The sequence below is a fragment of the Paraburkholderia sp. 22098 genome, from assembly GCF_052045935.1.
GTDB lineage: Bacteria > Pseudomonadota > Gammaproteobacteria > Burkholderiales > Burkholderiaceae > Paraburkholderia > Paraburkholderia caledonica.
Window position 1 is genome coordinate 49839 of record NZ_JBQEPV010000018.1, and the last position, 20855, is coordinate 70693.

Annotated in this window: 9 protein-coding genes; 8 read left to right on the top strand and 1 reads right to left on the bottom strand. The window is 63.5% G+C overall.

Features of this window, described 5'->3' with window-relative positions; all coding sequences use genetic code 11:
• Positions 1–8: 8 nt before the first annotated feature.
• Positions 9–746, bottom strand: coding sequence for a metallophosphoesterase (locus ACTJLB_RS28435; protein ID WP_020071033.1), 738 nt, complete (start codon positions 744–746; stop codon positions 9–11).
• Positions 747–1143: 397 nt separating this feature from the next.
• Between ACTJLB_RS28435 and ACTJLB_RS28440 the strand changes: the two genes are divergently transcribed.
• The 8 genes from ACTJLB_RS28440 (at position 1144) to treY (ending at position 20814) form a co-directional block, all read left to right on the top strand.
• Positions 1144–1806, top strand: a complete 663-nt coding sequence (locus ACTJLB_RS28440) for a DUF1345 domain-containing protein (protein WP_087752679.1) — start codon at positions 1144–1146, stop codon at positions 1804–1806.
• Positions 1807–2282: 476 nt separating this feature from the next.
• Positions 2283–5735 (top strand): maltotransferase domain-containing protein, encoded by a 3453-nt coding sequence (locus ACTJLB_RS28445; protein WP_440785249.1) that lies wholly within the window; start codon positions 2283–2285, stop codon positions 5733–5735.
• On the top strand, positions 5732–9193 hold the full coding sequence (treS, locus tag ACTJLB_RS28450) for a maltose alpha-D-glucosyltransferase (protein ID WP_204523781.1): 3462 nt from the start codon (positions 5732–5734) through the stop codon (positions 9191–9193). The genes ACTJLB_RS28445 and treS overlap by 4 nt, the downstream gene beginning before the upstream one ends.
• Positions 9186–11396, top strand: a complete 2211-nt coding sequence (glgB, locus tag ACTJLB_RS28455; protein WP_440785250.1) for a 1,4-alpha-glucan branching protein GlgB — start codon at positions 9186–9188, stop codon at positions 11394–11396. Before treS ends, glgB begins: the two co-directional genes overlap by 8 nt.
• Before the next feature lie 144 nt (positions 11397–11540).
• A complete protein-coding gene (gene glgX, locus ACTJLB_RS28460; RefSeq protein ID WP_020071038.1) occupies positions 11541–13760 on the top strand; it encodes a glycogen debranching protein GlgX in 2220 nt (739 codons plus the stop codon).
• 66 nt (positions 13761–13826) lie between these two features.
• Positions 13827–15746 (top strand): malto-oligosyltrehalose trehalohydrolase, encoded by a 1920-nt coding sequence (gene treZ / locus ACTJLB_RS28465; protein ID WP_440785251.1) that lies wholly within the window; start codon positions 13827–13829, stop codon positions 15744–15746.
• Positions 15743–17962: a 4-alpha-glucanotransferase gene (gene malQ / locus ACTJLB_RS28470; RefSeq protein WP_440785252.1), complete on the top strand. Its 2220-nt coding sequence runs from the start codon at positions 15743–15745 to the stop codon at positions 17960–17962. The genes treZ and malQ overlap by 4 nt, the downstream gene beginning before the upstream one ends.
• The gene (gene treY / locus ACTJLB_RS28475) at positions 17959–20814 is read left to right on the top strand and encodes a malto-oligosyltrehalose synthase (RefSeq protein ID WP_440785253.1); all 2856 of its coding nucleotides are present in this window, start codon (positions 17959–17961) and stop codon (positions 20812–20814) included. The genes malQ and treY overlap by 4 nt, the downstream gene beginning before the upstream one ends.
• Positions 20815–20855: the final 41 nt, after the last annotated feature.

Below are 20855 nucleotides of genomic sequence, written 5' to 3' on the forward strand. Positions count from 1 at the left end.
GCGCCTCGTCAGGGCAGCGCCAGCGCCGCCGCGCCTTCGGCGCGCGCTTCTTCCACTGAAATCGACCAGCGCCGCAGCGCTCGCGGCTCGACGATAGTCAGCCTGCCGCCCGGGCCAAATGCGCCCGTGTCGATGAACACCTGCGCGCCGACCTGCTTGATGTCGCGCATCGGAGTATGGCCGCAGTACGTGAGCGACAAACCACGCTGCCGCTGCGGATCGCCGTTGCCCATCGCGAGATCACGTCCCCACAGCAATTGCTGCCGCGTGTCCGCGGAGAAATTGCCGGCATCGAGTTCGGCGTCAGTGCCGAAAAATTCGGCGTGCAGAACATTGAAACGTTCAGGGCCGCTGCCCACCACGCGCACGAGCGGCAGTGTGCGCAGCCGCTCGGCATAGCGACGCAAACTCTCGTCGGGCAGATTCGCTGCCCACGCGCCGCCAATGCCGTACCACCATTGCCGCCGCAACCGGCCATCGGCGACGGCGCACAGCGCGTCTTCGTGATTACCGAGGACGGCGAAAAACCACGGCTTGTCGAGCAAAGCCAACGCCTGTTCGGAATGCTCGCCGCGATCCACCAGATCGCCGACTGAAAAAAGCCGGTCACATGCAGGATCGAACGAGACGAGGCGCAGCAGATAGCGCAACGCATCGACACAACCGTGCAAGTCGCCGACTACGAAGTCGCGGCCGCTCCGGTTCGCCGAATGGTGCTGAACAGAGGTGTCGAGTACGGAAGCCATACGTTCATGATAATGCGCAATCTCCAATGCGTATGAGCGCTGCCTCTCGTAGCGCGGCAGGAGAAAGCGCAAAGTTGACAGTAAACCACGCAAAAACCCGCGCGTACGCGGCAGAGTTTGCCGAAAACAGCCTGTTTGGGGGCGCGGTCTTGCTGGCTTCGCGTTTTGACAACTTATGTTGCCCGCAAGCCGCTGTCACGCGCGCGCGAACAGCAATCCGACCTAAATTGGCCACTGAAAGTTGCGCACACCAGTGCTGCGAGCTTGCATCCGGGCTTCGACTGAAAGGCGCTCGCAAAGCCGTTGTAAGCGGCTGTGAGTGCGACGCGCCCCGTTCATCAATCGACGCACGCAGACGAGTAGAATCCGCGACACACCCGCCTTCCGCTCCCCTTCCATGCTCATAAAATATTATCCGCAAACGCTTCGCAATCGTCCGCGCATGTTGATCGCTCTCGCGGTCGGCGTCGTCGTCGCCATATTGACGCCACAACACATGCGTCCGATGGTCCGCGTGCTGGTCGGTTGGGACACTACGGTGTGGACTTACCTGGTGCTGATCTGGGCGCACATGGCCGCCGCCGATGCAGGTCGCGTGCGCGACTCCGCGCGCCGTGACGACGAGAACGCAGGCGTCGTACTGTTCGTGATCTGCATGGCGACCATTGCAAGCATTGCCGCGATCGTGCTGGAACTCGCCTCGGCGAAGGGCACGGCGGGTGCGTCGACGGTATGGCACTACACGCTGACCGGCCTCACGCTGATGGGCGCGTGGTTCCTGATTCCCACCATCTTCACCCAGCACTACGCCCGGCTCTACTACGATACCGACGTACAGGAGACGCCGCTTCTGTTTCCCGATCATTCGCTCACGCCGAACTATTGGGACTTACTTTACTTCTCGTTCACGATCGCGGTTGCCTCGCAAACCTCGGATGTCGTGCTGCGCTCACGTCCCATTCGCCGGGCCGCGCTCGCACAATCCGTTTTGTCGTTCTACTTCAACGTCGCCGTGCTCGGCTTGTGCGTGAACATCGCGGCGGGCCTTCTCGGTTCCTGAGGTTCGCCACTGCTCGAAGGCGAGCACGCACCAATACGACGCGCGCGCCTCGCCGAGCCGTGAGTCGCGCGTGCCGCTCCCAATGACGGCGCTTGCCAGTCCCACCGCAAATCTCGTGTAAAACGCGGACCATCTCAGGCCCGTTTTACACGTGCCCGCAGCCCTCTCCAGCAGCGCGCCGACTTCGCTGCCGCACACCTTCCCATAAGGGCACTCCGTCGCCCTGCACTGCCAGTCGCATCAGTTCAGTGGCACAAGCCTTGCTGACCTCCGCAGACGGTTCTGGCCGGCCCGCCCCGACGCCTGGCGTCTGTGCACCTGTAACTGGCCAGCGGCGTGACGATCTTTGCACTACATTGACCAGTACGCGCCACAGTCTACGGACCGCGCGGCCTCCGGCTCTGGAAGCCCAATGAGCGCTGTGATCGCATGTCACTTGCATCCACACCGCAGCAGGACAAATCTGGAAACGACCGATGGAATCTCCAAACGGGTACGCGCCGCGGATCTATTTTTTTCATTCACTTCTGGTTGGACCGCTTGACGCGTGGCCCGCGCAGTTCGCCCACGCGGCCGCACTGGGCTTCGATCACGCGTTGATCGGCAGCCTCTTCGAACCGGGCCGGGCGAGCCACGGGCAGGTGGTCGGCAACCATGCGCGGCTGCATCCCGTGTTCGAAACCGAACAGCCCGCCGTCGACGCCATCCGCACTCTCGCAAGCGGGGCGCGTCAGCAAGGGCTCACGTTGCTGGTCGATCTGGTGATCGACCGGGTGGCCGCCGATGGCGCACTCTACGCGGAACATGCGGACTGGTTCCATCCGCTGGAATCCGAAGAGGCGCGGCTAGACCCGCGGCATGTGCATCGTGAGGACAACGTCGCCTATGCGAACTTCAACGACGCCGGCACGCGTGCCGCGCTAGCCGACTGGTGGACGCAGCAGCTGCTGGCGCTCGCCGACGCCGGCATTGGCGGTTTCCGCTTCGATTCTCCACATCGCGTACCCGCCGAGGTCTGGCGGCATTTGCGCGACGCCGTACGCACCGCGCATCCCGACGTGCGATTCCTCGCCGCAACGCCAGGCCTTGCCCGCAGCGATCTGATCGGTCTTCAGGGCGCGGGCTTCGACAGCGTGTTCTCGTCGGTGCGCTGGTGGGACTATCGCGCGAGCTGGATGGTGGAAGAGCATGCGGTGCTCGCGCGCATCGGCGGACCGATTGCGTTTCCCGAAGCGCCTTACGGCACGCGCCTCGCCGCCGAGTTGAGCGACCCGCATGATTCGAGCATCGTCGAACGCGCGTATCGCCGCGCGCTGTACGCGGCGTCCGCCATCGGCACCGGCTGGCTGATGCCGATGGGCTTCGAATACGGCGTGAGCGAACCAATGTCGCAAACCCGAGGCGACGCGTCGCAATTCGCACTGGCTTGCCAGGCGAAAAAATTCGACCTGACGCCGCAGATCACGCGCGCCAATGAACTTGCACGCACATCAAGAGCGCTGCACGCGAACGGGGAATTGCGCGCGTTGAGCGGGCCTGGCGCACCCGCCGCGGTGCTGCTGCGCGCCGACCAACCCGACCTGCGCGATGCCGCCGAGGCGGTTCTCATCGCAATCAATCCGGAACTCGGCGCGCCTGTGCGCGTCGATCCGGCGCGTTTTCTCGCCAGCGTGCCCGGCAATTTCACGCGCTTCGTCCCTCTCGATGCGCCAGGCCGTGCCTCGCCTGCGGCTTTAACGCCGTTCGCGCTGGCACCCGGTGCCGTGCGCCTCTTCCAGGCCGTGGCGGAGAAGCCGATCTGTCTTGCGCCGCCCATCGACAAGCCCAACAGCAAGCGTAGCGGTCGCAAGACCGTGATCGAAGCCATCAACGCGCCGCGCGTGGCGATCGAAAGCGTGACGCCTTCTGTGGACAATGGCCGCTTCCCAGCCAAGCGAAGCGTGGGTGAGCGCGCTGAAATCAGCGCCGCGATTTTCGCGGAAGGACACGACAAGATCGCCGCCGCCGTGCTGTGGCGTGCTGCCGACGAGAACACCTGGCACGAAGTGCTGATGGCGCCGGCGCAGCCCGCGGGTCTCGACATCTGGAAGGCGCGCATTCCGCTCGATCGCATGGGACGTCACGAATTCACCGTGATCGCCTGGCGCGACGACTTCGCTTCGCTCGTCGAACATGTCGAGAAAAAGTTGAAGGCGGGCCAAACCGTCGAGACCGAACTCGATGAAGCCGCGCATCTGTTCGCGCTCGTGCTGGCCGAAGTCGAAACGACCGAAGGTGCGGTCATCGAACCGCTCAAAAATATCGTCGAGCATTTCACCAAGGCCGACGCCGAAACGAAGCTCAAACTGCTTCTGGATGCGGGCACCAGGAAGGCGATGACCGCCGCGCGGCATCGTCCGTTCCTGAGTCGCGATCCAGTGACATACAAGATCGACGCCGAGCGCACCGCCGCGCGCTTTGCAAGCTGGTACGAAATCTTCCCGCGCTCGATGAGCGACGACGAATCGCGCCACGGCACGTTCGCCGATGTCACGACCAAGCTGCCGCGCATTCGCGACATGGGCTTCGACGTGCTGTACTTTCCGCCGATTCATCCAATCGGCGTGTCGAATCGCAAGGGCCGCAACAACACGCTGAACGCACAGCCCGGCGACGTAGGCAGTCCGTATGCGATCGGCGCGGCAGAAGGCGGACATACCGCCGTGCATCCGCAACTGGGCACGCTCGACGACTTCAAGAAGATGCTCGCCGCCGCACACGCGCATGGCCTCGAAATCGCGCTCGACTTCGCTGTGCAGTGCTCGCCGGATCATCCGTGGCTGAAGGAGCATCCCACGTGGTTTGCGTGGCGTCCCGACGGCACGCTGCGATATGCGGAAAATCCGCCGAAGAAGTACCAGGACATCGTCAATCCCGACTTCTACGCGCACGACGCGAAGCCCGATCTGTGGCTCGCATTGCGCGACGTGTTTCTGTTCTGGATCGACGCGGGCGTGCATATCTTCCGCATCGACAACCCGCACACCAAGCCGCTGCCTTTCTGGGAATGGGTGATCGGCGACGTGCGTGCGCGGCATCCGGACACGATTTTCCTCGCCGAAGCATTCACGCGTCCGCGCATGATGAACCGGCTCGGCAAGATCGGTTTCTCGCAGTCGTACACGTATTTCACGTGGCGCGAGTCGAAACGCGATTTCATCGAGTATCTGACGGACCTCACGCAAACCAGCGCACGCGACTTCTATCGGCCGAACTTCTTCGTAAATACGCCGGACATCAACCCACGCCATCTGCAATCGCAGGGACGCACCGGCTTTCTGATTCGCGCGGCGCTCGCTTCCACGCTCGCCGGCTTGTGGGGCGTGTATAGCGGCTTTGAACTCTGCGAGGCGGCTGCGCTGCCGAACAGCGAGGAATATCTCGATTCCGAGAAGTATCAATTGCGCGCGTGGGACTGGAACCGGCCCGGCAACATCACGGCGGAGATCGCCGCGCTGAACCGCATTCGCCGCGCGAATCCAGCGCTGCAAACGCACCTCGGCCTAACGTTCCTGCCCGCGCACAACGACAACATTCTATTCTTTGAGAAGGCAACCGAAACGCGCGACAACGTGATTGTCGTCGCCATCAATCTCGACCCGTTCAACGAACAGGGCGCGGACATCGAATTGTCGTGGGAGACATTCCAGAATTGGAATCTGCACGATCAGGGCGCGCTCGAAGTGACCGATCAGATGACAGGCGCGCGTTTCACATGGCACGGCCGCTGGCAACATGTGCGGCTCGGCCCGGGCCAGCCCTTTTCTATCTGGCGCATTGCGCCGCTCGGCGGCCTGCCCGCAGAGCGTCCCGATGAAGCCGACAGCGATTCGACCAGCGACCTTCACGCAGACGCTGGCAACCCTACCCCGACGGAAGGTGTGATATGAAGCGTGACGATCCCTCACAAGGCACGTCGGAAGCCCAGGCAAGCACGGCAACCGCCACCGCAACAAAAGCTCGCGCGCGCCGCCGCGGCAAGCCCGCGACATTGAGCGACGATCCGCTCTGGTACAAAGACGCAATCATCTACCAGGTGCACATCAAGTCGTTCTTCGATGCGAACAACGACGGCGTCGGCGATTTTCCCGGCCTGATCGCCAAGCTCGATTACATCGCCGAACTCGGCGTGAATGCGATCTGGCTGCTGCCGTTCTATCCGTCGCCGCGTCGCGACGACGGATACGACATTGCCGATTACCGTAACGTGCATCCTGACTACGGCCAGCTTTCCGACGTCAAGCGCTTCATTCAGGAGGCGCATGCGCGCGGCATCCGCGTGATTACCGAGCTCGTGATCAACCACACGTCGGATCAGCACCCGTGGTTTCAGCGCGCGCGCCGCGCGAAGCCGGGCTCGAACCATCGCAACTTCTACGTGTGGTCCGATACCGACCAGAAGTATCAGGAAACACGGATTATTTTCATCGACTCGGAGCCGTCGAACTGGACGCACGATCCGGTCGCGGGTGCTTACTACTGGCACCGCTTTTACTCGCACCAGCCCGATCTGAATTTCGACAATCCGGCCGTGCTGCGCGAGGTGTTGCAGATCATGCGCTTCTGGCTCGACATGGGTATCGACGGGCTGCGGCTCGACGCCGTGCCCTATCTGGTCGAACGCGAAGGCACGAACAACGAGAACCTGCCGGAAACGCATGCCATTCTGAAAAAGATTCGCGCGACTATCGACGCCGAATATCCGAACCGTATGCTGCTCGCCGAAGCGAACCAGTGGCCGGAAGACGTGAAGGAATATTTCGGCGACGAAGACGAATGCCACATGGCATTCCACTTCCCGCTGATGCCGCGCATCTACATGTCCATTGCGAGCGAGGACCGCTTTCCGATCACGGACATCATGCGGCAAACGCCGGACCTTGCCGAAACGAATCAGTGGGCAATTTTCCTGCGCAATCACGACGAACTGACGCTCGAAATGGTCACGGATTCCGAGCGCGATTACCTGTGGAATACCTACGCGAGCGATCGCCGCGCGCGCCTCAACCTCGGCATTCGCCGCCGCCTCGCACCGCTGATGGAGCGCGACCGCCGCCGCATCGAGTTGATCAATTCGCTGCTTTTGTCCATGCCGGGCACGCCCGTTATCTATTACGGCGACGAACTGGGCATGGGCGACAACATCCACCTTGGCGACCGCGACGGTGTGCGCACGCCGATGCAATGGTCGTCGGACCGGAATGGCGGCTTTTCTCGCGCCGATCCTGAGCAACTCGTATTGCCGCCCGTGATGGGTTCGCTTTACGGCTTCGACGCGGTCAACGTCGAAGCGCAAAGCCGCGATCCGCATTCGCTGCTCAACTGGACCCGGCGCATGCTCGCCACGCGTCGCGCGAAACAGACTTTCGGACGCGGCACGATCCGCTTCCTGAAGCCGGAAAATCGCAAGATTCTCGCGTATCTACGTGAGATGCCCAACGAGCCGCCGATCCTTTGCGTCGCGAATCTGTCACGCGCGCCACAAGCGGTGGAACTCGACCTGTCGGAATTCAACGGCTCGGTGCCGATTGAAATGACCGCCGATTCCGTGTTCCCCCCAATCGGCCAGTTGACTTACCTGCTGACGTTCCCGCCGTACGGCTTCCTGTGGTTCATGTTGTGTCCGGGCGGCCAGCGTCCGACCTGGTCGCAGGCGCACCCCGAGCCGTTGCCCGAATTCGTCACGATTGTGATACGCGAAGGTCAGGTCGGACCGACGCCCGAAAACGTGCGGCTCCTCGAATCCGAAGTGCTGCCTTCGTGGTTGAGCCGCCGGCGCTGGTTTGCATCGAAGGATCAGAAGATGCATGCTGTCCGGCTCGCCGCGTTGACCACGATCCCCAACGGAGGCTTCGCCTTCACCGAGATCGAAGCGGACGTTGGCGATCACACCGAACGTTATGTGGTGCCGATCGCAATCACTTGGGGTGGCGAGACGACCACGCCGCTGTTCCTTCAACTTGCGTTGGCGCGTGTGCGGCGCGGCCGCAACGTCGGGCATCTGACCGACGCATTTGCGTTGCCGATCTTCGCGCACGGCGTGATGCGCAAGTTGCGCGAACGCGCGGTCATACCGACCGTGCAGAAAAGCGAGATCAGGTTCATTCCAACGGAGCGTTTCGCTGAACTCGAAAATCTCGGCGAACGTCCGGAAATTCGGTGGCTCGCGGCGGAGCAAAGCAACAGTTCGCTCATCATCGCAGACGCTGCGGTACTGAAACTGGTGCGGCGCCTCGTGAGCGGGATTCATCCGGAAGCGGAGATCAGCCGCTATCTGACGCAGCTCGGTTATGCGAACACCGCGCCGCTCTTTGGCGAAGTGGTGCGCGTCGATCCCGAGGGCGTGCCGCATACGCTCGCGATTCTGCAAGGCTATGTCGACAACCAGGGCGATGCCTGGAACTGGTCGCTCGATCATCTGCGCCGCTCGGTGGACGAACTCGCAATCGCCGTCGATACCGACGCTTCATCGACGCCCGACCGCGGCAACGAAACTCTTCTGCTGGAAGGCTACTCGTCGTTGGCCGGCATCATCGGCAGGCGCCTTGGACAGTTGCACGTCGCGCTCGCCTCGCCGACCGACGACCCGGCATTTGCACCCGAACAGGCGAGTGCCGAGCAAGTGAAGGCATGGGTTGACGGCACGCAGTCGATGCTCGCGAGCGCGCTCGACCTGCTCGCGCCGCGCGTCGACCAGATGCTCGATGCGGAGACGAAAGCCCTCGCGAAAAGCCTGGTCGACCGGCGTGCCGCGCTGGTCGAGGCCGTCAACAAACTGGTTTCGCCCGACACGCAAGCGCAGCGGATTCGCATTCACGGCGACTTCCATCTGGGCCAGGTGCTGGTCGCACAGGGCGACGCCTATCTGATCGACTTCGAAGGCGAGCCGGCGCGCTCGCTCGAAGAGCGTCGGCAGAAGTCGAGCCCGCTGCGCGACGTGGCCGGCCTGATGCGTTCGCTGTCGTATGCGAGCGCCGCGGCGCAGTCCACGATGGAAAGCGCGCCGCAGCAGACCGCGGATCGCAAACGTTCCCTGTTCGACCGTTTCCGCGTGCAAGCCACGGAAACATTCCTGAAGGAATACCGCGCGGCCACCGCCGAAGCACCGACGCCGCTCGTCGCGCCGGAGGCGGAACAGGCACTACTCGATCTGTTCCTGATCGAGAAGGCTGCGTACGAAATCCGCTATGAAGCGGCCAACCGTCCGGCATGGCTCAGCTTGCCGGTGCGCGGACTAGCCGCGCTCGCAGGCCGTTTGCTCGGCGACAAAACCACGTCGCACGATCCGTCAACCCAGGCGCAAGACGCCGCCACACCGCCTCATCCGGCCGAGGGCGACTATGAGTGAACACGATCCGGCCGCAGGCCTCCAGCCGCTCGATATGGATGCGCTCGTCGAAGCGCGTCACCCCGATCCTTTCTCGCAGCTCGGACTGCATCACACCGACAGTGGTCCCGTGGTGCGCGCGCTGTTGCCCAACGCGGCGCACGTCAGCGTGATTTCGCGCGCCGACGGCTCGTTGCTCGGCGAACTTCAGGAGTTGCGTCCGGGCCTTTTTGCGGGCCGCGTGAGCGCGGCGGTGCCGTACCGTCTGCGTATCGACTGGCATGGCACGGAGCAGGAAATCGAGGACACGTATTCGTTCGGCCCCGTTCTCGGCGATGAACCGCTCGGGCGCCTCGCGGGCGGCGACCCTTATGCCGTGCTCGAATGTCTCGGCTCGCGTCCGATGGAAGTGGACGGCGTGCCCGGCGTGCGCTTTGCCGTATGGGCGCCGAACGCGCGGCGCGTCTCCGTGGTGGGCGACTTCAACGCGTGGGACGGCCGGCGTCATCCGATGCGCCTGCGTCATCAGGCGGGCGTGTGGGAATTGTTCGTGCCGCGGGTCGGGCCGGGCACGCGCTACAAATACGAGCTGCTCGCACGCGACGGCCATCCGCTGCCGCTGAAAGCCGACCCTTGTGCAATGCAGACCGAGAAGCCGCCAGGCACGGCCTCGGTCGTCGCACATGTCGACGAGATCGAGCAGTTCCCGTGGAGCGACCAAGAATGGATCCAGTCGCGCGGCGAAAAGCAGACGCCGCGCTCGCCGATTTCCATTTACGAGGTGCATGCGGAATCGTGGCTGCGCATCGCCGAAGAAGGTCAGCGAGGCCTGAATTGGGAAGAACTCGCCGAGCGCCTGATTCCCTATGTGAAGACCATGGGATTCACGCACGTGGAGTTCATGCCGGTCGCGGAACATCCGTTCGGCGGATCGTGGGGCTATCAGCCGCTTGGGCAGTTTGCGCCGTCCGCGCGCTTCGGCAAACCGGAGCAGTTCGCCGCCTTCGTCAACAAGGCGCACGAGGCCGGACTCGGTGTGATTCTCGACTGGGTGCCCGCGCATTTCCCGAACGACGCGCACGGCCTCGTCGAGTTCGACGGCACACCGCTTTACGAGCACGCCGACCCACGTGAGGGCTATCACCAGGACTGGAACACGATGATTTACAACCTCGGCCGCAACGAGGTGAGCGCGTTCCTGGTGGCCTCGGGCCTCGCGTGGCTGAAGCGCTATCACGTGGACGGCCTGCGCGTGGACGCCGTTGCGTCGATGCTTTACCGCGACTATTCGCGCGCCGCCGACGAATGGGTGCCGAATATTTACGGCGGGCGCGAAAACCTCGAATCGATCGCGTTTCTGAAGCGCCTCAATCATGAAGTGGGCTACGTGCCAGGCGTGCCCGGCGCGATCACCATCGCCGAGGAATCTACCGCCTGGCCAGGCGTGACGGCGCGCGTCGAAGACGGCGGCCTGGGTTTCAACTTCAAATGGAACATGGGCTGGATGCACGACACCCTGCACTACATGCAGGAAGATCCCGTCTATCGGCAGTACCACCATCACAACATGACGTTCGGCATGGTCTACGCGTATTCCGAGCGCTTCGTGCTGCCGCTCTCGCACGATGAAGTGGTGCACGGCAAAGGCTCGCTGCTCGGCAAGATGCCCGGCGACACGTGGCAGAAGTTCGCCAATCTGCGCGCGTATTTCGGCTTCATGTGGACGCACCCTGGCAAGAAGCTGCTTTTCATGGGCGGCGAATTCGGTCAGATCGCGGAATTCAATCATGACGCGTCCCCGCACTGGCATCTTCTCGACGACGCTCATCACCATGGCGTGCAGTTGCTGGTGCGAGACCTGAACCGTTTGTACAGCCACGAACCGGCGCTGCATCTGCTCGACAGCGAGCCAGGCGGCTTCGACTGGCTGGTGGGCGACGACAGCGCCAACAGTGTGTTCGCGTATCGCCGCACGGACGGGGCGGGTCGCGAACTCGTCGTGGTGTGCAACATGACGCCGGTGCCGCGCGTCGGTTACCGCGTCGGCATGTCGCGCGAAGGACGCTGGTCGGAAGTGCTCAATACGGATGCAGGCGTGTACGGCGGCTCGAATATGGGCAACGGCGGTCTTATTCATACCGAGGCGATTCAGAGCCACGGCTGGCCGCATTCGGCCTCCCTGACCTTGCCGCCGCTGGCGACGATCGTGCTGCGAGCCGATTGAGCGGAGACTGACAGGGAACCGGGCGCGACCGGGCGCCGCCCGGTCATGCCGAAGCGAGCGCGCGGCCGCGTGATAACCGGCCGCGCGCTCGTTGCATGAAGGCCCGCGCTAGCGCTGCATCAAACAGAACAAGGAAGCGGAACCATGTCGCATGCAATGCCCGACCGGCTTCTGCCTGGCTCGCCGTATCCGCTCGGAGCCAGTTGGGACGGCCTTGGCGTCAACTTTGCAGTGTTCTCGGCGAACGCGCAGAAAATCGAGCTTTGCCTGTTCGATCCCACGGGTCGCAAGGAGATCAAGCGCTACCCGCTGCCCGAATGCACCGACGAAGTGTGGCACGGCTATCTGCCTAACGCGCATCCGGGCACCGCTTACGGCTTTCGCGCGCACGGTCCGTATCAGCCGCAGCATGGGCATCGTTTCAATCCGCACAAGCTGCTGCTCGATCCGTACGCGCGCAAGCTCGTCGGCCAGTTCCGCTGGTCGGATGCGTTGTTCGGTTATCGCGTGCATTCGAATCGCGCGGATCTTTCAATCGACCGGCGCGACTCGGCGCCCGCGATGCCTAAATGCGTCGTGATCGACGAAGCGTTCGACTGGTCGCACGACAAGCGCCCTGATGTGCCGTGGGGCGAAACCATTATTTATGAAGCGCATGTGCGCGGCGCGTCGATGCTGCGCCCCGATTTGCGTCAGCATGAACGCGGTACGTTCGCGGCGCTGTCGTCGCCGGACTTTATCGAGCATTTGCTGAAGCTCGGTGTGACCGCCGTCGAATTGCTTCCCGTACATGCATTTCTGAACGACCGCTTTCTGGTTGAACGCGGCCTGCGCAACTACTGGGGCTACAACACAGCGGCATTCTTCGCGCCCGAGCCGTCGTATCTCAGCACGCACCGGCTCGACGAAATGCGCATTGCCGTGCGCCAGTTGCACGCGGCAGGCATCGAAGTGATTCTCGACGTGGTGTACAACCACACGTGCGAAGGCAACGAAATGGGCCCGACCGTCTCATGGCGCGGCCTCGACAACGCAAGCTACTACAGGCTGATTCCCGGCGACGAACGGCACCATATCAACGACACCGGCTGCGGCAACACGGTGAATCTGCCGCATCCGCGCGTACTGCAAATGGTGATGGATTCACTGCGCTACTGGTCGACGGCCTTCAATATCGACGGCTTCCGTTTCGATCTCGGCGTAACGCTCGGGCGCGAGCAGCATGGTTTCGATCCGGGCTCGGGCTTCTTCGATGCGCTGCGCCAGGACCCGATCCTCTCGCAACGCAAACTGATTTCGGAGCCGTGGGACATCGGTCCGGGCGGTTATCAGCTTGGCAATCATCCACCGGGTTTTGGCGAATGGAACGACCGTTTCCGCGATACCGTGCGCCGTTTCTGGCGTGGCGACGCGGGCCTTCGGCCGGATCTCGCAGCGCGCCTGACCGGTTCTGCCGATTTCTTCAACCGGCGTTTCAGGAAGCCGTGGGCGTCGATCAATTTCGTCGCGTCGCATGACGGTTTTACGCTTGCCGACATTACTGCGTATGAGCACAAGCACAACGAGGCGAATCGCGAAGGCAACAACGACGGTCACAACGAGAATTGCAGCAGCAACTGGGGCGTGGAAGGACCGACCGACGACCCGGCGATTCTCGAAACCCGAAAACGCGTGGCGCGCTCGATGATGGCCACGCTGCTCGTCGCACTCGGCACGCCCATGATGCTGGCCGGCGACGAATTGTTGCGCACGCAGAACGGCAACAACAATGCGTACTGCCAGGATAACGAACTGTCCTGGATCAACTGGGAAGCCGCGCAAGCGCCGGACGGCCGCCAGATGACCGAATTCGTGGCGCGCGTGATCGCGCTGCGCAAACGGCATCCGCTGCTGCGCGAAACGCGTTTTCTGTTTGGCGACCGTGAAGTGTTGCCGGGGCTTTTCGACATCGGCTGGTTCGACGAGAAAGGCGATCCGCTGACGATCGAAGCCTGGCAGGATCCGGAAGGACGCGCATTCACATTGCGGCGCGCGGGTCCGGGCCTGAATGGCGAAACGGAAGTATTGTTGATGATGCTCAACGCGAGTGCGGAAGGGCTGCGTTTTACGCCCCCTGCGCCGCACCTGGAATGGCACGTGCTGTTAGACACTGCGGATACGGAAAGCGCGCCGCACCGGCTCGCCGCGTTGGATATCGAAGTCGCGGCGCATGGCCTCGTGATACTGGCCGCGCAACCGGTCGGCGAGGCCGACTGGCAAGCGGGCTGGATAGCCGGCGCGCAGCATGGGCCACGTCTGTTGACTGCCCTGCCGCCCGATCCCGGCGAGCATCCGCCGACGAGCGACTCGTCGCCGACCACGTAGATCGCGGCGGCGATGCCGCCAACGGCGTGTGAGCAATCCGACAGCAAAACCGAATGGTGAAGAGTCATGTCAGAAAATCCAATCGACCCACACGCGCATCATTACGCTCATTGCCTGCCGTTTGGCGCGCAATTGCTGGGTCCCAAAGGGACGAGCCCACGCACACGGTTTCGTTTCTGGGCGCCGTCGTGCAAAAGCGTTCAGGTTGAAATCGACAACGGCCCCGCGAAAGGCGCGCATGAAATGACGCCGGCGGGAAACGGCTGGTTCGAAGCAAGCGTGGAAAGCGGCGCGGGCACGCTGTATCGCTTCCGTCTGGACGACGGCAATGCGGTGCCCGATCCGGCGTCGCGCTTCCAGCCGCAAGACGTGCACGGCCCGAGCGAAGTCATCGACCCGCGCGCGTATCGTTGGGAACATACGGACTGGCATGGCCGTCCGTGGGAAGAAACGGTGTTGTACGAGCTGCATGTCGGCGCAATGGGCGGCTATGCGGGCGTGCAGAAGCGCTTGCCGGCGCTCGCTGCGCTTGGAGTGACCGCCATCGAACTGATGCCGTTGAACGATTTTCCCGGCAAGCACAATTGGGGCTATGACGGCGTGCTGCCGTACGCGCCCGACTCCGCATACGGCCGTCCCGAAGAACTCAAAGCGCTGATCGACGCCGCCCACGGTCTCGGCCTGATGGTGTTTCTCGACGTGGTCTACAACCACTTCGGACCTGACGGCAACTACCTGCATGAATACGCGCGGTCGTTTTTCCGCGAAGGCACGCATACGCCGTGGGGCCCGGCAATCGACTTCGACCGCACTGAAGTCAGCGATTTCTTCACGGACAACGCCATCTACTGGATCAACGAATATCGCATCGACGGGTTGCGTTTCGACGCCGTCCACGCCATCGACAATCACGCATGGCTGCGCGAGCTGTCCGATCATATCCGCGCGCACGTCCAGCATGGCCGCCACGTGCATCTCGTGCTCGAAAACGAGCACAACAGCGCGAGCCTGCTCGAGACGCACTTCGACGCTCAATGGAATGACGACGCGCACAACACGCTGCACGTGCTGCTGACCGGCGAAACCGAAGGCTATTACCACGCCTATGAAGATCAGCCGATTCGGCGTCTCGCGCGCGTGCTGTCCGAAGGTTTTGCGTATCAAGGCGATCCGTCGCCGATTCATGACGGGGCGCCGCGCGGCGAATCGAGCGGGCATTTACCGCCGACGTCGTTCGTCATGTTCCTGCAGAACCACGATCAGATCGGCAATCGCGCATTTGGGGAGCGCCTGCGCAAGCTGACCTCGGACGACGCATTGCGTGCGGCGACCGGGTTGCTGCTGCTGTCGCCGCAAATTCCGCTGCTGTTCATGGACGAGGAGTACGGCTCCACGCAGCCGTTCCTGTTCTTCACCGACTACACCGGCGATCTCGCCGATGCCGTGCGTGAAGGACGCCGCCGCGAGTTCGCGCGCTTCTCGTCGTTCAGCGATGAGAAACGCCGTGCGCAGATTCCCGATCCGAACGACGCAGGGACGTTCGCCGCATCGTCGCCGCCGGAGACCGCGACGGCACCCGCGCACGACGACGAAGCGAAAGACCGGCTGGACTGGATGCACTTCTACAAGTCCGCGCTGGCCGTACGCGCCAAACTGATTACGCCGCGACTGAAACACGGCAAGGCACTCGGCGCAACGGTGCTCACCGACGAGAACGGCGCTGACGCGAATGCGTTGATCGCGCGCTGGAAACTCGGCGACGGCGAGACGTTGTCGTTCGCGCTCAATCTGTCAAAGCAGAGTGTGCCGTTCAACGACGTGCCCGCGGGCAAGGTCATTTTCGAAACGCCGCCGCGCGTGCGCGAACAGATCGATGCGAACGTGTTGCCGCCGAATGCGTTCGTCGCGTGGCTGACCGGCGACATCGACGACTACGCGAGCGGTCACGATGCGCGCGTTGTCGGCAAAGAGGAGCGCCGCACGTGAGTACCCGACGCCCTAACGACACGATAGCCACACTTGCGACGCGCGCCGGCTTCGAGGTGGAGTGGGAAGACGCGCATCGCAAGGTGCATCGTGTGCCCGAGAACACGCTTGCAGTGCTGCTCGAACGGATGGGCTTGCCATGCGGCAATTCCACGCAGATCCGCCAGAGCGCCGCAGCGCTCGAAGCCGAACTGTCGGGCCGCAAGCTGCCGCCGCTCATGACTGCTGAAGTCGGGCGCGGCATAGCATTGCCTGCGTCGGCGCTGAAGTCGGGCAGCCACTACCGGATCGAACTGGAAAGCGGCTCGATCATCGACGGACGCTTTACCGCGCCCAAAGGCGAGCAGGCTTTGCTCGCGCCGATCGACGAACCCGGCTATCACACGCTCGTGATTCACGAACAGCGCGTCACGCTCGCGGTAGCGCCGTCGCGTTGCTATACCGTCGACGACGCGTGGCGCGCCTTGCGCAACGACGACGGCGGCGACGACGCCAGGACTCCGCCGCTATGGGGCATCGCCGCGCAGCTATACGGCCTGCGACGCACGGGCGATGGAGGCATTGGCGATTATTCGGCGCTCTCGCAATTTGCGACGAAAAGCGCGAAGCACGGCGTGCATGCGCTTGCCGTCAGCCCGACGCACGCCATGTTCAGCGCGGAGCCGAATCGCTTCAGCCCGTATTCGCCGTCGTCGCGTTTGTGGCTGAACGTCACGCATATCGATCCGGCCGCCGTGTTCGGAGCAGACGCTGCACGCGCCGCGATGGAGTCCGCGCAAGCCACCGACGCGTGGACGCAACTCGAAGCCTTGCCGCTGATCGACTGGCCGAACGCCGTGGTGCTGAAGCTGAAAGTCTTGCGCGCGCTGTTCGAGAATTTCTGCAGCCAGGAACGTGCGCAAGGCGGCAAGCAGGACACGCCACGCGCACTGGAATTTCACGGATTCTGCGAACGCGCGGGACGTGCGCTCGAAGATCACGCGCGTTTCGAAGCGCTACAGGCAGCGCAACTCGCACAAGGCGGCAACGGTCATTGGCGAAACTGGCCTGAAGCCTTGCGCGATCCGCGCAGTCCCGAAGTCGATGCGTTCGCCGAAGCGAATCGCCATGAAGTCGACTTCCATCTGTTCCTGCAATGGCTCGCGGCCAAGGGGTTGTCGCACGCGCAGCACGCAGCGCGGGAGGCAGGCATGGCCGTCGGGTTGATCGCCGACCTCGCGGTGGGATGCGACAGCGCCGGCAGCCACGCATGGTCGTATCGCGACGACATGCTGCAAGGCGTATCTGTCGGCGCACCGCCCGACCTGTTCAATCAGGCCGGTCAGAGCTGGGGACTCACCACCTTCTCGCCGCGCGCGATGCGCACGCAGGGCTTCTCCGCTTTCATCGACATGTTGCGCGCCGCGTTCGCGCATGCCGGCGGCATTCGCATCGATCACATTCTCGGTTTGCGGCGTCTGTGGCTCGTGCCCGAAGGCGAAAGCGCGCGCGACGGCGCTTATCTGCGCTATCCGCTCGAAGACCTCTTGCGTCTTATCGCGCTCGAATCGTGGCGGCATCGCGCAATCGTGATCGGCGAAGATCTCGGGACCGTGCCGCCCGGCTTCCGCGAACGCCTCGACGATCATGGCATTGCCGGCATCCGCGTGCTGTGGTTCGAGCGTGACGAAGACGGCACCGGCTTCAAGCCGCCGCAGTCCTGGGACCGCAACGCGGTTGGCACCACCACGACTCACGATCTGCCGACCGTCGCCGGTTGGTGGCGCGGCAGCGACATTACGTGGCGCAACAAGATTGGGCAGACGACGGCGCGCGCCGACGGCCGCGATCCGGAAGAAGCGGCGCAGGAAGAGCGCGCAAGCGACCGCGCCGAATTGTGGCGCGCGTTCCAGCAAGCCGGCGTCGCCGCGCCCGATGTCGAAGCGCCGCCGCCCGAGAGCCCGCCCGTCGATGAAGCCCTCGCATTCGTTGCGGCGACGCCGAGCCCGCTCGTCACATTTCCGCTTGAAGACCTGCTCGGTCAGACCGACCAGCCGAACCTGCCGGGTTCGATCGACGAGCATCCGAACTGGCGCCGTCGCGGGAATCTGTCTGTAGACGAGATGTTTGAAGACGACAATTTCTGCGACCGCCTTCTCGCCGTCGATCGGGCCCGCAGCACCGCGACTGTTTCTAATCCATCAGCCAACACTTCTTCGGGGCCTGACACGCCATGACCGTCCCGCGCTCCACTCTTCGCCTCCAGTTTCACCGGGGCTTTACGTTCGACGACGCCGCGAAGCACGTCGACTACTTCGCGGCGCTCGGCATTAGCCATGTGTACGCGTCGCCCATTACCACGGCCGAGCCAGGCTCGATGCACGGCTACGACACCGTCGATTACACCCAGGTCAGCGCCGAATGCGGCGGCGAGGCAGGCTTGAAGCGCCTCGTCGACAAACTCCACGCGCGCGACATGGGCCTCATCGTCGACATGGTGCCGAACCATATGGGCGTCGGCGGATCCAGCAACGCGTGGTGGCTCGATATCCTTGAATGGGGGCGACATAGCGCCTATGCACGTCACTTCGATGTCGACTGGCATTCGCCCGATCCGGCTTTGCGCGGCAAGGTGTTGCTGCCGACACTTGGCGGCCCGTATGGCGATGAACTCGCGTCGGGCCGTATCGCGTTGCACTTCGCGGCAGATAGCGGACGCTTTTATGTCGGCTACGGACCGCACGTCTTTCCGGTGTGTCCGACCGACTACGCGTCGATTCTGCAGAGCGCCGACCGCGCCGATCTCAGCGCACTCGCCGAACGCTTCCATGGACTGACGACGCAGCCCGCGGATCAGCCGCGTGCCGCCGAAGGGCGCGACGCTTTGCGTGAGTTCGTCGCGCAAAGCGGCAAGTCGGCAATCGATTCCGTGATCCAGACGTATTCCCCCGAAGACCCGCTCACGCGCGACCGCCTGCATCGGCTGCTCGAGCGTCAGCACTTCCGTCTCGCGTGGTGGCGCACCGCCGCCGACGAAGTCAACTGGCGGCGCTTCTTCGATATTTCGACGCTCGCCGCGGTGCGCGCCGAGCGGCCGGATGTGTTCGAAGCCGCGCATGCGCTGGTCTTTCGCCTTTATCAGGAAGGCACGATCGACGGTTTGCGGATCGACCACGTCGACGGACTCGCCGAGCCTCGCGAATACTGTCAGCGGCTGCGGCAACGTCTGACAGAGTTGCGCGACACCACGCCGTATGTAGTCGTCGAAAAGATTCTTGCGCGCGGCGAACCGCTGCGCGACGACTGGCCGGTGGACGGCACCACCGGCTACGACTTCATGAACGACGTGGGCGCGTTGTTGCACGACCCGGCGGGCGCGGAGCCGCTTGCGCAGGCGTGGACCGAACTCACGGGACGCAGCGCGAATTTTGCGGACGAAGCACTCGTCGCACGGCGCAAGGTTCTTGCGGAAAATCTTTCGGCGGAACTCGACCGCGCGGCGCGAGCGCTGCATCGCATTGCGCGCGACTCGCTCGCCACGCGCGATTACACCTTCACGACATTGCGCCGCGTGCTGACCGAACTGGTCGTGCATTTTCCGGTGTACCGCATTTATCCGCAAAACGGTCTACGCAGTGCCGCCGACAATGTGTTTTTCGAGCAGGCGCTGGCCGGCGCGCGCGCGACGCTTTCCCGCGCCGATCATGGCGTTCTGGAGCGCGTCAATGCATGGCTCGGCGGCAGCGTGGACGAAGCGCCCGCAGGGCGTCATGGCCAGCAGCAGCAAGGGCAGAACGGTGCACCGCCAAACCATGCGGGTTCGGCGCGGCGCACCGCGCAGACGCTGTTCTCGCAGTTGACTGCGCCGGTTGCGGCGAAGGCCGTCGAAGATACCGCGTGCTATCGCTACGGGCGGCTGTTGTCGCGTAACGAGGTGGGTGCCGATCCGGGAGAATTCGCGTTGTCAGTCGAGCAGTTTCATGCGGGCAATGTCGAGCGCTCGCAGCGCTTTCCTTACGCGATGCTCGCAACAGCGACCCACGATCACAAGCGCGGCGAAGACGTGCGCGCACGGCTCGCGGTACTCAGCGAGATCGCGCACGAGTGGAGCACGACCTCGCGTGCATGGTCGACGTTGAACGCGCCGCACCGGCGTTCGCCTGAAGGCACGCCGATCAGTAGCGTTGCACAGGACACTAGCTACGACTGGGCGCCCGGCCCCGCCGCTGAAGCGATGCTGTATCAGACGCTGGTCGGTTGCTGGCCACCGGACCTGAAGCCGGACGACGAAGCGGGCGTCAAGGCATTGGCTGAGCGCGTCGCGCAATGGCAACTCAAAGCACTGCGCGAAGCCAAGCTGCAGACCAACTGGTTCGCACCCGACGAAGCATATGAAGCCGGTTGCCGCGACTTCCTGTTCGACATCATGGCGCCGCAGCGGCGGGACGGCTTCCTCAAGGAGTTGGCCGCGTTCGTCGCGCGGATTTCGCGCGCCGGCGCGGTCAACAGTTTGCAGCAGACTGTCTTGCGGCTCGCATCGCCTGGGATTCCGGATCTTTATCAAGGTACCGAGTTGTGGGACTTCAGTCTCGTCGATCCGGACAATCGCCGGCCCGTCGATTTCGAGCAGCGTGCGACCTGGCTTGCCCAGGCGCCGCCTTCGGAGTTTCTGTCGACGTGGCGCAATGGACGTGTGAAGCTCGCCGTCGTGCAGCGAGTGCTCGCGCTGCGTGCGCATCTGCCGGAGTTGCTGAGTCAGGGCACGTACCTGCCGCTGACCGTGCGGGGCGCGCATGCGTCGAATGTGATTGCGTTCGCGCGGCGACATGGGAATGCGTGGGCTGTCGTCATAGCGAGCCGGCTCGCGGCCGGCTTGGTCGGCGAAGAAGGCGATCTGCCGATGGTCGATCCGGAGAAATGGCAAGACACGGCGGTCGAGATGCCGGCGGATCTGTCAGCGCGAGCGTTGTTCGACTGGCTGAGTCCGGCTGCGCCGAAGGTCGATGAAAACGGCTTGCTGTATTTGCGCGATGCCCTTGCGGCAATGCCGATTGCAGTGCTCGTCGAGGACGGCGTGCCGCGCAATTGAGAGCGGGCGTGATTGCCGGCTTGCCGAACCGGAACGAAGGC

Coding starts and splice junctions, on each gene's coding strand:
- treZ (WP_440785251.1), top strand. CDS start 13,827: ATGTCAGAAAATCCAATCGACCCACACGCGCATCATTACGCTCATTGC.
- glgB (WP_440785250.1), top strand. CDS start 9,186: ATGAGTGAACACGATCCGGCCGCAGGCCTCCAGCCGCTCGATATGGAT.
- ACTJLB_RS28445 (WP_440785249.1), top strand. CDS start 2,283: ATGGAATCTCCAAACGGGTACGCGCCGCGGATCTATTTTTTTCATTCA.
- ACTJLB_RS28435 (WP_020071033.1), bottom strand. CDS start 746: ATGGCTTCCGTACTCGACACCTCTGTTCAGCACCATTCGGCGAACCGG.
- ACTJLB_RS28440 (WP_087752679.1), top strand. CDS start 1,144: ATGCTCATAAAATATTATCCGCAAACGCTTCGCAATCGTCCGCGCATG.
- treY (WP_440785253.1), top strand. CDS start 17,959: ATGACCGTCCCGCGCTCCACTCTTCGCCTCCAGTTTCACCGGGGCTTT.
- glgX (WP_020071038.1), top strand. CDS start 11,541: ATGTCGCATGCAATGCCCGACCGGCTTCTGCCTGGCTCGCCGTATCCG.
- treS (WP_204523781.1), top strand. CDS start 5,732: ATGAAGCGTGACGATCCCTCACAAGGCACGTCGGAAGCCCAGGCAAGC.